The organism is Microcoleus sp. Pol7_B2 (assembly GCF_036701035.1).
Lineage (GTDB): Bacteria > Cyanobacteriota > Cyanobacteriia > Cyanobacteriales > Microcoleaceae > Microcoleus.
Map to the genome: position 1 here is coordinate 1 of NZ_JAUBQB010000078.1, position 13170 is coordinate 13170.

The 13170-nt window shown below is 49.8% G+C and carries 8 protein-coding genes; 5 read left to right on the forward strand and 3 right to left on the reverse strand.

Going from position 1 to position 13170, the window contains the following annotated elements:
* The first annotated feature begins 288 nt into the window (after nt 1–288).
* The 4 genes from QUA57_RS23010 (at nt 289) to QUA57_RS23025 (ending at nt 3765) form a co-directional block, all read left to right on the forward strand.
* Nucleotides 289–801 carry an inorganic diphosphatase gene (locus QUA57_RS23010; RefSeq protein WP_006634582.1) on the forward strand — a complete coding sequence of 171 codons (513 nt, stop codon included), beginning with the start codon at nt 289–291 and terminating at the stop codon, nt 799–801.
* A 514-nt stretch (nt 802–1315) separates the two neighbouring features.
* Complete coding sequence (locus QUA57_RS23015; RefSeq protein WP_333063784.1) at nt 1316–2224, forward strand: MBL fold metallo-hydrolase; 909 nt, start codon at nt 1316–1318, stop codon at nt 2222–2224.
* 20 nt (nt 2225–2244) lie between these two features.
* Nucleotides 2245–2811: a diheme cytochrome C gene (locus QUA57_RS23020; protein ID WP_333063782.1), complete on the forward strand. Its 567-nt coding sequence runs from the start codon at nt 2245–2247 to the stop codon at nt 2809–2811.
* Between the two features lie 396 nt (nt 2812–3207).
* Nucleotides 3208–3765 (forward strand): HPP family protein, encoded by a 558-nt coding sequence (locus QUA57_RS23025; RefSeq protein WP_333063780.1) that lies wholly within the window; start codon nt 3208–3210, stop codon nt 3763–3765.
* A gap of 144 nt (nt 3766–3909) precedes the next feature.
* Here the strand turns inward: QUA57_RS23025 and QUA57_RS23030 are convergent, their stop codons facing one another.
* The 3 genes from QUA57_RS23030 to QUA57_RS23040 form a co-directional block, all read right to left on the reverse strand.
* Entirely contained in the window at nt 3910–5046 is a 1137-nt protein-coding gene (locus tag QUA57_RS23030) for a phosphodiester glycosidase family protein (RefSeq protein ID WP_333063779.1), read from the reverse strand.
* Between the two features lie 137 nt (nt 5047–5183).
* Complete coding sequence (ppc, locus tag QUA57_RS23035) at nt 5184–8309, reverse strand: phosphoenolpyruvate carboxylase (protein ID WP_333063778.1); 3126 nt, start codon at nt 8307–8309, stop codon at nt 5184–5186.
* 409 nt (nt 8310–8718) lie between these two features.
* A complete protein-coding gene (locus tag QUA57_RS23040) occupies nt 8719–8943 on the reverse strand; it encodes a hypothetical protein (protein ID WP_333063776.1) in 225 nt (74 codons plus the stop codon).
* A gap of 644 nt (nt 8944–9587) precedes the next feature.
* Between QUA57_RS23040 and QUA57_RS23045 the strand changes: the two genes are divergently transcribed.
* Nucleotides 9588–13106, forward strand: a complete 3519-nt coding sequence (locus QUA57_RS23045; protein ID WP_333063775.1) for a hypothetical protein — start codon at nt 9588–9590, stop codon at nt 13104–13106.
* Nucleotides 13107–13170: the final 64 nt, after the last annotated feature.

Genomic DNA, 13170 nt, shown 5'->3' on the forward strand with positions numbered 1-13170 from the left:
TTAAATCCCGAGGGCGCGCATCAGCAAATAGCCCAATCCCCTAATTTATTATTCCGACAATAAATCCGCCCTGCCTCTCAAATTGTGGGATGGGCGTCCCGCCCGTCCCCTCTCTCTTGTGTGGGATGGGCGGGACGCCCGTCCAGTTTATTCTCCCAGCCGGCGACGCACTCCCCCGCTTTCGGTCAATCTCATGCAGCCGAAAGGCCCGATCGCCCGTAAAATGCTATCAAAGGGATTTGGCAAGTAGCACTCATCCCAATCATCTGTTAACTTGGAGATATTGTTGTGGACTTATCGCTAATTCCGGCCCAGCCGAAACCAGGACTGCTCAACGTCCTCATCGAAATTACCGCCGGTAGCAAAAACAAGTACGAATTTGATAAAGACTTACAAGCCTTTGCTCTTGATCGGGTGCTTTCTTCCTCAGTCCAATATCCGTGCGACTACGGCTTCATACCCAATACCTTAGCCGATGATGGCGACCCCCTCGACGGCATGGTGATGATGGATGAGCCCACATTTCCAGGGTGCATAATCGCAGCCCGTCCGATCGGAATGCTGGAAATGATCGACGGAGGCGACAGGGACGAAAAACTCCTGTGCGTTCCCGACAAAGACCCCCGCTATGCTCACTATAAGTCCCTCAAAGACGTAGCCCCCCACCGCTTGGACGAAATAGCCGAATTTTTTAGAACCTACAAAAATTTGGAGAAAAAAGTCACGGAAATTCTGGGTTGGCAAGATGTTGATCAAGTCATGCCCTTAGTGGAAAAGTGCATCGCAGCCGATCGCAAATAAGCCCCTAGCCCGCACTCCTCGACTGCAACCCGACTAAAAACTCAGGGGGCCGAACTTAAGGCGATGCTGCACGTGAGGCGATGCAGTCGAGGAACGGGTAGCTAGAAGGCTAAATCCGTCGTGAATGCCGAGTCACCGGAACGGCATTCCTGAAAACCCCGTCCCGGCCCCAATCTTGAAAAAAATACTACTCCTAGAGTAAGATGAAGCGCAAATTCTACCCATGGGGAATGCGTTCTATGTTTGAGGAAATTTTACCCGAACAACTCTGGTTCGGCGCTATCTTAATCTCAGAACACAGAACACGCCGGGCAGCCCGCATGATGCAAAAAATAATCTCTCAAGCGTGACATCTCCTACACGAATCGGTAAGGTTGATAGTTCTAACAGCCCAAGTATTAGGCACTCGAATAGTTTTCCGATCAAGGGCTTTATTATAGTACAGATTGCTAATCACTAAAAAGTAAAAACTAAGATTTCAACTCCCAAGTTCCTGCCGCCAAAACAAAAAAAAATGCCAGATTCCGCACCCTCTCTACCCAATCCACAGCCTTCCGATCACAAAGCCACTATGGACAATAGTCCTTTGACCGAGTTTGTCGTTCAGTTTTGGGGCGTGCGGGGCAGTATCGCAACCCCCGGCACCAAAACACTGCGCTACGGAGGCAACACCTCCTGTGTAGAAATGCGCTTGGGCAAAAAACGCCTGATTTTTGACGGCGGTACGGGCCTGCGAGTTCTGGGTCTAAACTTGCTGCGGCAAATGCCGGTGGAAGCCCATATGTTTTTCAGCCACACTCACTGGGATCACATTCAAGGCTTTCCGTTCTTTACTCCCGCCTTTATCCCGGGGAACTGCTTTCACATTTACGGTGCGATCGCCCCCAACGGCACTACCATCAAACACCGTCTTGCCGACCAAATGCTGCACCCAAATTTTCCCGTCCCCATCCAGGTAATGCAGTCAGACCTCAAATTCAACGATTTGACGCCTGGGGATATTCTCGAACTCGACGATGTGAAAATAGAAACGGCATTGCTCAACCATCCCAACACTGCGATCGGATATCGAGTCACCTGGGAGGGACACACGGCGGTCTACTGCACCGATACAGAACATTTTCCCGATCGCCTGGACGACAACGTGTTACACCTAGCTCGCAACGCCGACGTGCTGATTTACGACGCCAACTACACCAACGAAGAGTATTACGACTTCAAAACCCCGAAAGTCGGCTGGGGACACTCGACTTGGCAAGCAGGAGTAGAAATAGCCAAAGCTGCTGGAGTCAAAAAAATCGTGATGTTTCACCACGATCCGGGTCACGACGACAATTTTCTCGATCGTACAGAAGCAGAGGTGCAGGCAGCGTTCGCCAATAGCTGCTTAGCCCGCGAAGGCATGAGTATACCTGTGATTTAACCAAAAATAAATTCAGAATTATGAAACAGGAAAAACCCCGCAAACGTCGCAGAGTAGGCTTGCGGGGGCTTTACTCAACGTTGCTAGTGTTGATAATTATTTGCTGTACCTGCGGCGGATGGGTTGCAGCTCAGACTGCCTACTCTCGCACTCCCGCGCGACTTGCTCAGGTGTCTTCGATCGAGGATACTGGTACGGTCGATCGCATTCCCGAACGCTACCAACTCGGACAGCAACTGTACTTAGAAAACTGCGCCACCTGTCACATCGCTTTACCGCCGCAAGTCTTACCTACAGAAACTTGGCGCCGATTGCTGCAAGATTCCCAACACTACGGACAAACCATCAAACTGCTAGTAGACCCGCCCCGCCTGCTAGTGTGGAACTACCTGCAAACTTTTTCCCGTCCCCAAGCCAAAGACGAAGAACTCACCTACCGAGTCGCGAGTTCTCGCTATTTCAAAGCACTGCACCCCAAAGTCAAAATGTCGCAACCCGCAAATATCAGCAGTTGCGTTACTTGTCACTCCGGCGCATCTCAATACAATTTCCGCAAGCTTACCGCCGAGTGGGAAAACTCTCCATAGCAAAGATTAAGTTCGTAATTATATCCGAGTGCGATCGTCTCGCACTAACCAGAAAACGGCGATCGCATTCTGAACTAGAGACTTATCTCCAAGTGTGGGTGCGATCTTTCCATTCATTCTTACTGGGCATCGCACCTTACAAATAACCTTTGGCTTTACCCTCATCAATAACTCTGACGGCTAACGGTGAAGTTGTGCCACTGCCGCTCACGTCTGTTGCCAAACCGACCAAACTTGCTAGTCGGTTCCAACCGAGTGGTTAGCTGCAGCTTTAGTGGCATACAAGTAAAAAATCTGTGCCTTTAACTACTTTTTGAGCAATTGTTATGATATCTTAACTTTAGCGGAGGCTAGTTCAGACAATTTAAGAAGCCTGGTTATCAAGTAACCTGATTTATGATTGACCGTAAAAAAATTCAACTGAAATGGGAAAGTTATTGGTTTAAAACCTTTGGGAGATGGCGATCGTGTCCATTGAGCTGCCCCATAGACAGACCTCATCCTCGGCATATTTTTTGGAGTTTGATTGGCAGTTTTTTGGCAATTACTGCAACGTCCTATCTTGCTCTAAAAACTAATTCTCCTTTACTAATGGCTCCGTTTGGCGCTACAAGCGTTCTGATCTTTGGTGTCCCTGACAGCCCTTTGGCTCAACCCCGGAATGTCATTGGGGGCAATTTCTTAGCTGCTCTCACCAGTTTAATGATTCTGCATTTTCTCGGTTCTTCTCCCTGGGCGATGGGAATGGCTGTTTCTAGTGCGATCGGAATTATGCAGATTACCAGAACTCTACATCCGCCTTCGGGAGCAGTTGCCTTAGTCGTCATGATGACCCAACCAGACTGGAAATTTTTGCTAACACCTGCTTTTGAGGGCTCAATAATCTTGGTCTTGTGCGCCGTCATCTTTAATAATTTAGCGGCCGAAAGGACGTATCCCCAGCACTGGTTATAGCATTATCTCTAATTCTCTCATCCTTCCCTCGGGAGCACTACCCAAAATCGGGATGCTCCCTCGATTCTGACTTCCATCGGACTTCTTTCTTCCATCCGTTACATCCCGATCGCGTGCTTGGTTGCCGAACTTCCTTCTGCTAGATCAATCAAAAAAAACGGACGGATCGGGGGAAGGTCGAGATCCCTTTTGAAAGCGTTCCCAGGACTCCTTTAACTGAGCCGGCGCTGGATATTCGCGATCGTAAACCACCAGCACATTCGTCAAATTCCGCCCCGGAGGCAATAAAATCTCCCCTTGATGAGCTAAAGCCACCGAAGCGCCCCCGTCCAAATTCATCGCTTCAAAACAGCCGATCGCTTGCATAACTTTAGCTTCTGCTTCCAAAGACAAACTATCAAGAAAAGTAACCAAAAATAACTTATCTCTGGAAGCCGGAAAGCCGATCGCCGTTCTCGAACCCACGCCCAAAACATGAGAATCTTTAAAACCTTCCGATAAAGGAGACAGCCAAACTTTCCCCCCTTTAACCAATCTCGGCCCGCAAGTCAGAGAAAACCAATGTTGACTCCAATCCGGCTTACCTTCGATTCTAGCCGTCACCATTTCCAATTCATTTCCCGCTTTAATTCCCAAAGTCGTGCCGTAATTTTCCCATCGGCTGTATTTCAGAAACTTACCCGCCGCCACCATATTTCCCAGCACAGATTTCTGCTCATCTTTACCAAAAAAAGTCGCGTTAGCAACAACAGCAGCCCGGTAACGCGCCACCATATTTTCAAAATGTTCGTCGCCCCGCGTGACTTTAGAAGTATTTGCAAAATCTGAATTATTAGCTAACCCAATTGTGATATAAATTTCCGGGTCTGCGAGGTCAATAGTTGTGAGATAAAAACTTGCGCCATCTACATTTTGACTGCTGATTTGTACAGGTTTTGCTTGCTTAGCAGAACGTTTGATAATTTGAGGTTGAGACGGCTGTGCAGCAGGAGAACTTTCTGGCGATTTTACAATTGGATTACTCGGCAGAGGTTGATTGGTTTTTGCCGATTTTACAAGAGGATTGCTAGGGAGAGGTTGAGGAGTTTGATTTAATTGTATACTTGATAAAAAAGCGAGTGACTTTTGCCACAGTTGACCCGCGAGAGTCAAGAAACTATCTCGGTTTTGGGCGATCGCAAAATAGTTAGCCGCAACCCGCGCCAAAGCTATACCCGTTAAAAATAAAAAAGTGCGCCGCAGCATCGGGCGACAACCTTCAGACTGTTTGCGTTTAGACATAAAAAAATCTCAGCTAGGATAGCGAACACTTTCCTCTGGCTGTGACTACAATAGGCGATCGCCTGAATTCTGAAACTACCAGTAGCAAGGTGCGGCTAGCGCACCTCACCACGAATTCAAAACTCAAAACTCTTGCCCTAGCCGGTATTCCGCATCCCCGCAGCAATTCCATTAATCGTCAGCAGAGCTCCCCGCAACAATTCACCCTTGCTGTAACGCGAGTGAATCACCCCGGGAACCCCGCCACTACCATGCTGCCGCAAGCGTTTCAGCAGCGAAACCTGCAACAAACCCAAAGGCACAATCGTCGCATTTCGCAACTGCACCGATCGCTGCAGCGATGGATCTTCGTCCAACAAACGCTGGTGTCCGGTAATCGTTAAAACCAAATCGCGAATCAAATGAAATTCGGCAGCAATTTGATCAAATAAAGCCTTAAAACGCTCCTTATCAGCAGGCAAAGCTAACTCCTGCACGTAGTGTTCTGCAATCTGCAAATCCACCTTAGATAAAGTCATTTCTACCTTAGAAATTACCATTCTAAAAAACGGCCATTTTAAGTAGAAATACTGCAAAAGTTTCATATGTTCTTCCGGTTCCTCCAGCAAAAACTCTTGCAAAGCTGTGCCGACACCGTACCAAGAAGGCAGCAAAAAGCGGCTTTGAGTCCAGCTAAACACCCACGGAATTGCTCGCAAACCGCTGATGTCTTTTTTGCCCCCGCGCCGGGCCGGACGAGAACTAATTTGCAACTGGCTGATTTCTTGAATCGGGGTAACTTGGTGGAAAAAATCGACTAAATCCGGCTGTTCGTAGATTAAATGGCGGTAGTGCGATCGCGATCTCGCCGATAACTCCTCCATAATCTCATTCCAAGGGTCGATACCATCAAAACCAGTGTGCAGCAAACTCGCTTGAATTACCGCCGCCGCCACCGTTTCCAAATTGTAAAGCGCCAACTCCGGCAAAGAATATTTAGAAGCCAAAACCTCGCCTTGTTCAGTAATCTTAATTCGCCCGCTAATACTCTTTCCAGGCTGAGCCAAAATTGCCTTGTAAGCAGGTCCGCCACCGCGCCCTACAGAACCGCCTCTGCCGTGAAAAATCCGCAACTCTACATTGTAATTTTCGGCAACCATTTGCAAAGCCTTTTGAGCTTTGTGGATTTCCCAATTGCTGCTGAGGAAACCCGAATCTTTATTGCTGTCCGAATACCCCAGCATCACCTCTTGCAATTTGAGAGTTTCGATGGGAACTTGGATATTTTCTTCGCTTTTTTCCGCTATTTCCTGCGCGTATCCTCCTGCTAGCAAAGCTCGATAAAGCGGCAGATCAAATATTTTTTGCATTACTTCCGGCGCTTTTTTCAAATCTTCCACCGTTTCAAACAGGGGAACTACTTGAATGCTGCTAATTCCTGTAGCCGGATCGTAAAGTCCTGCTTCTTTTGCTAATAGCAAAACCGCCAGCAAATCGCTGACATCGTGGCTCATGCTAATGACGTAAGTTTCGCAAATTTCCTGGCCAAACTCCTGCTGCATTTGCCGCAATATTCGGAAGGTATTGATCGTCTCGCAAGTTTTGGGAGAAAAGGGCAATTCTGCTGGAATTAAAGGGCGGCGAGTTTGCAGTTCCGTTGCAAGCCAAATAATTCGATCGCATTCCGACATTTGATTGTAAGGCTTGGGCAAAATTTGCAAGTATTCAGCAATTTCGCTCAAAGCGTCGGAGTGTACTGTTGACTCTTGGCGGATATCTAGGTAAGCCAAATTAAATCCGTAAATTTCTACTTGGCAGAGCAGATTTTCCAAGTCCCGACAGCTCAAACCTGTTTCCACTAAATTGTGCTCGATGAGCTGCAGCTCGGTCAAAAACTCAGCGCCCGATCTATAAAGGCCGGTCATTCCGGGATTTTCCGACAAAGCTTCGCGTTCGCGCTGCAACTCGTCTCCTTTGTAGAGCCGCCAATTACGATCGCGCGTATTTTCCAGCCGCTGCAGCACGTAGGCCAGCTTCAACCGATAAGGTTCTTGGCGGTAGCGGATCGCCCACTGCTCGTAAACCTCGGGGAATTCGGATCTGTCGCGATCGAGAGATTCAAGCAATTCCGGCAGCACGTCGCTCCAGTGCAGCGACAAACTCAAAAGTTCGTTCAGCCGCTTTACCGCGCCGATGTACTTTTCTAGCACTAAGTGGCGCTGATAGCAAGCCGTTTGCCAAGTAACTTTCGGAGTCACAGAAGGGTTGCCGTCCCTGTCCGATCCCACCCAAGAACCGAACTTGCAAAAATTGTAACTAGGCGGTTTCAGATAAGGATAAGAAGCGTGCAGAGCTTGCTTTAAGCGGTGGTAGAGTTCGGGAATAGCATCAAACAGAACTTCCTCGAAGTAGTGGAGAGTGTATTCCACCTCGTCAAGCACAGTCGGCTTGAATTGGTGCAGTTCGTCAGTGCGCCACCAGAGGCGAATTTCTTCCATCAGTTGCTCTTGGAGAGCCGCCGCTTCCCAGCAAGACACCGGGTAGGGGCTTTGAGAGTCGGCCCCGAGTACCTGAAATTTCTCGTCAACTTGGTCTAGCTGTTGGAGAATCTTCGCCATTCGTCGCTGTTTGGTGCGGATCGTGTGGCGGACAATTTCCGTCGGGTGAGCGGTGAATACCAAGCGGATGTCTAACTGATCGATCAAGCGCTGGATTTGCTGGCTGGGTACGTTCAAGCGCAGCAACATCGGGAACAGTTGGTGAAAAGTGCCGGCATCTCGGGTGATCGTCTCGCTGCTGTCTGCCTTGCTCAGAGTCATTTGGGCCGGGCCAGGGCCTTCCCGGTGGCGGGGGCGATCGGGGGCATCCGTTGCTTGTCCGGGCAGCTTAGAAAACATCCGCCCACCAGCATCGTTGCTGCTAGCGTAAGCTAGCTGTTGGTCTCGCTGTTCGTAGTGCTGTTCGACAATGTTTATCAACTGAAAATACAGTGCAAAAGCCCTAGCGGCGCGGATGGCGGCGTTGAGGTCGAGCTTTTCGATTAGCTGTACGACATTCGACTCGCGAAAGTGAGTGGCTTGTCCCTCGGCGGAATTGACCGATCGCATTTGTTGGAGCAAATCCACCAATTCCTGCCCGCACTCCTGTCGCAGCACCGATTCCCACAAGTCCTCTACTACTTTGAGGCGATTGCGCAGAAACAGGTCTGATTTTGAGTAAGCGGGAGAATGGGAAATAGATGTTGCATCAATAGCCTGTTCTGAAGACTGGAGGACTGAACTCATCGGGCTGTTCCTCAATAGCTGCGGGTGTCAAGAAAATTGTATGGTTTAGTTTCGCCTAAAACACTTTTGTTTGCAGTCAAATTTGAGACAACTTATTGCAACGTAGAAAGTAGAAGGCACTTATGTACAAAGTATAAGGAAAGATTAATTCTTAGGCCACAGATTGTACCTATTGTCAAGCCTTCATATCAGTTGAGTGGCGATTTTAGATTTTAGACGATCGGCGTCAGACGTTCGGCGAGCGATCGCGTCGAACACTTTGAGATTTACTCCCAAGATGACTCTGGGAAGTTGAACTAGGGTCGAAAATTTTTATCTCTCCCCGACCGGAGTCGGGGGCTAGTATCCGTTTTTGGGCGGAGTCAAAAAATTTAACTTCTAGCTGCTGCAGCATCATTCCTTGGGCTTTCTAATGCTGTGATTGAGGAAAGTTGAGCACGGGAAGGCGCGAACCCCGAAAGACTTCTTCGCTTTCAACGCCGATCGACGCAACAAACTCAGCAGCAGCTTTAGCCACCACCAACCCGCCCAGCATAGGTAAAGCGACCAAGCTCAATAAAATGTCTGAGGGAACTGGCAACTTTGGACTCTCAGGTGTTTGATTTTTGAGCAAGTCTTGGTTTTCCGACGGCATAAATTCCTCCTGTGTCAATCCATAATCCCCAGTTTACAAGCCAAATAATCATCTTGACCGCTGCTTTCTGACTAATGACTTCTGAGATCAAATCCGGTGACATCCGACGAAAGATATCCTGCAAGCGATCGTCCCCGCGTAGCCAAGTCTATAAATATCTTGTCGCGAGATATTAAGCTCGCACTCGGAAAAAACACTTTGTATAAAATCGGGATACTCCCCGAATGCTATCGATCATCGTGCGACTCTCTCCGCGTCGTAGCCCAACGAAACCACAGCACTACAGTCGGAAAATAATAGACATTTCCAGAAAAGCCAGTCTTGAACAGGCATCCTGCCTGTTCCACAAGAATTATGAGAGAGGTCTAATTATTATTCGGATGCAAACGGAAACGATATGACTAATGACGAATAACTTGTTGCTTAGCTTAATTTGGACCTATCTGTGCCAAAATGTCGAGGTATTATCAAAAAAATATTCCCCAACGGCTCGAAGCCGAGGGGATACAAGGCAAGACACTAAGTCCAGCGTGGCTTAAACCAGACAAAACGGTTAGGCTCGGCAAATCAAATAATTGTCTGTAAAATCTGTAACTGTGCTATTTCTAGAAAACAAAACCAGCTTTGGCAAAATTTAGAGTTTCATGTTGAATGCGAACGGGAGCATATTGGCAGACAATCGATCGAGCGCGTCGCAGTGGGCGCAAGAAGCTTTAGGGCTTCCCGAAGTTCAAGTACAAGCGCGTTTGCGGGGAAATCACCTGCACATTTTGTGCGAAGCAGCGCAGTGTCCGTCTCAAGAATTGGTGACGGCGAGATTTACCAACGCCCTCGAACACACAGATTTAACGCGACTGCTGCCCGATCAACCTAAAATTTACCAGTTGTTTCTGTGCGGCCGCAAAATCGGTTCCCGACAAAATGACTGGACAGTCCGGCTCGATTGCAGCAGTCCCAAGCGACAGCAACAGCCACAGCAACCGGAACCAAAAGTTGCCGAAGTGCCGCCGCCAGCGAGTTCCCCCGAGGAAGCGCCCGCAAGCCCTAAAAGAGGCGGATTTTTCGGCAAATTTAAGAATGACAACCAGAAACTCAAACAGACACCAAAACCGGTAGAAACAGCAGCCAACCCGCCGCAAGTACGGGAAGAACTGGATTTTGACGCCGAAAGTCTGCCCATCGCCTCCCGCATTCAATACCCAGAAGCTTTTGAAACTTCCCCCGTGACGATCGACACTTCGGCTGCTGCGACGCGGGAAGCTTTTAGTTCCGCCGTTCCCCCGCAGCAGAAAGCGAACCGTGGCGCGGTGGCTTTGATTCAATCCCCCGAAGCTGACTCAGGCGAGGGCGATCGCGATGGAACATTGACGGTTTCGCCGGAAACGTTGGCGCGCCGGGGCTATCCAGATGCGATCGCCAGCTATCTCAGCGAAATTATCGGCCCGATGGGAGTTTCGGTGAAAGTCAGCATTCGCGAAAAAGAACTCAAAACCAACCGGGAAACCCTGCCGGTGAATTCACCGGAAAATATCAAACTCAAGGAACGCCGACTGCTAGTGCTGTGCGAGTCAGCTTACAGCCCAGACCCCTCATTGCTGGCCGAACCCATCGCCGGCAGGCTGCGAAAACTGCAACTAGAGGATTTCCGGGAAGCCGTGATCGCCAGCCAAGTCAGCGGCGAAGCAAAGCCGGATTGGCTGCTGCGGGTGGATTTGACTTCGCCGGACAAAATTCTCAAGGAATGGGCCAGGTGGGGAGACGTACAGTCGATCGCCAAACTGCTAAATCAACACTTGGCTGCATCGAGAGTTGAAGTGCGGGCTACCCTCAAAGAAGCAACCCTCCACCTTTTTTGCAGCAAAACTGCCAAAAAAGGACAAAAGCCTAAACGGCAAGAATACCCGGACAAGCAGCAAACCACCGACGCGATCGCCCCTTTGTTAGCCTCCTTTGCGCCCCAAGGCATCCGCGCAGCTACTATCTACGGCGTAGAACCAGCCAAGGACTCTCAGGCGGCGCCGGAGTCCCCCGTGTGGATAGACTGGGTGGACTTGCCTGCAGCCCACCACCCCGACTTGGCTGCGAACGCTAGAACGCTGGCGATCGAGGGCGACCAATTGGCTCTGACTTTTTTATTGAACAGGTTGCTTAACCCCAATCTCAGACGCAAGCTGGAAACAGGAGGGATTCGGGCTGTCGTGCTGCAAAAAGCCAACGTGCTGCACGTCATGACAGAAGCTCTGACTTGCCCTTCTCAGTCGAAGGTAGGCCCGCCGGTGGCGAAATTTTTGCGGCACTTACAAATTCCGGGAGTGGCAGGGGTGCGAGTCTACGGACGGCGCGCCGGCCAGAAACTGCCCCTGTGGCGCTACGCAATCGACCTCAGAACCGCTGTTGACGAGGAATCAGCGACGGCACCCGCACCTGATCCATCCCAAGTGGCTGTGTTGGAAAAGGAACCGGTGCCGGAGTTTGCGCCGGCGGAGGATGGGAGTTTTTCGGGTTTGGGCGACAATTTGGTGTTCGATACTCCGATGCCCAACTCCTGGCGGCCCCGCTTCAAAATCAGACTCCCCGGATACAATCTGGGCGAGCAATTAGTTCAAGCTGCGGTGCAACCCCTTGTCGCTTCGGGATTGTTTGTTCCCAACGATGGTTTATCAACGAATACTGCTGCGCCGGGGGGCGTGAGAGCCGATCGCGCCGCGGGAATGGCTTTGATTTGGGCGATCGCTGGCTGTCTGCTGACTTTCAATACCGATTGGCTGCTCGGTCTATTTCTGCAATCTGCGACGGTCAGTCAAGCTCCTAGCGCCTCCGAAGTTTGCAGTGGGCCCAATTGTCAAAATTCAGCTCCCAAGGCTTTGGGCGACGTTACAGCCCGACTTCCGAACGAAACCGCGAACCCCGCTCCGCCTTCTGGGGAGGTGAACTTGCCTCAAATTCCCTTGCAGCCGTCGCCGGAAGCGAACCAGCAAGAGGTTTTTAATGGCTCTGGGTTTACGAAACCGGGAAATACTAGCGTTCCTGTAGCTGATGTTTCTGCTCCTCCGGTGTTCCCAACTTTGAGGAGCGAGCAGCTTGACGATCAGATAGCGCGCTATCAAGAGTACATCCACCTGCACAAAAAACCGCCGGATATTTTAATTGTCGGTAGTTCGAGGGCGCTGCGGGGCATCGACCCGGCGGTTTTGGAAACCGCTTTGGCAGCTTCGGGCTACCCGGGGCTGAGGGCTTACAATTTTGGGGTAAATGGAGCTACTCTCCAGGTTGTAGATTCGATCATCCGTCGGATTTTGCCACCACAACAACTCCCGAAATTGCTGGTGTTGGCGGACGGGGCGAGGGCTCTCAACAGCGGGCGGCCGGATTTGACTTTTAGTGCGATCGCTTCTTCGGAAGGTTACAGGCAATTGAGCCGGGGTAGTTTTCTGATCCGCACCAATCAATTAGAATCCGAAACATCGAACGAAAGCGCCAACAATCCCGTGGCGACTGCGACTGAATTGGTAAACAATTTGGGACAAGCTCAAGCTAATGTTCAGCAATTGGTGAGTCAAAAGTTGGTGGAGGGTTCTGCAACTTACAAAAAGCGCGATCAACTTAAAGGGTTTTTGCGATCGCTCGCCAATCCATCAGCCCCTGCTGCAACCGAGATTGCCCAAACGCCAGCCCTGGGTGAACAAACAACGGAAAATGCCCAGCCAACTGCTGCGAGTAAACCCGTCAGCGAGTTTCAACCAAATGGCTTTTTGCCGATCGATATACGCTTCAATCCCGAGACTTACTTTCAGAAGCACCCAAAAGTATCTGGTTATTACGACTCCGACTATCAAAATTTTAAATTGATAGGTGAACAAGCTCTAGCACTCAAAAATCTGATCGAATTTACCAAGGTTCGCAACATCAATCTCGTGTTTGTGAATATGCCTCTGACTGAAGATTATTTAGACCCGGTGCGGACAGGTTACGAACAAGAATTCCGGCAATATATGCAAGAATTAGCAGCTCAAAGCGGACTAATTTTCCTAGATAAGAGTTTATTGTGGCCCCAGGCGCGGGAATCTTTTTCCGACCCCAGCCACCTCAACCGTTACGGGGCTGTTGCAGTTTCTAAGCGGTTGGCTCAAGATCCCATGATTCCCTGGCCCGCGAAACAGTAGTTTTGACTTTTGAGTTTTGAGTTATTTTAGAAGTTAAAGGAACCCAGCGTGCCGAGTGGGCCGC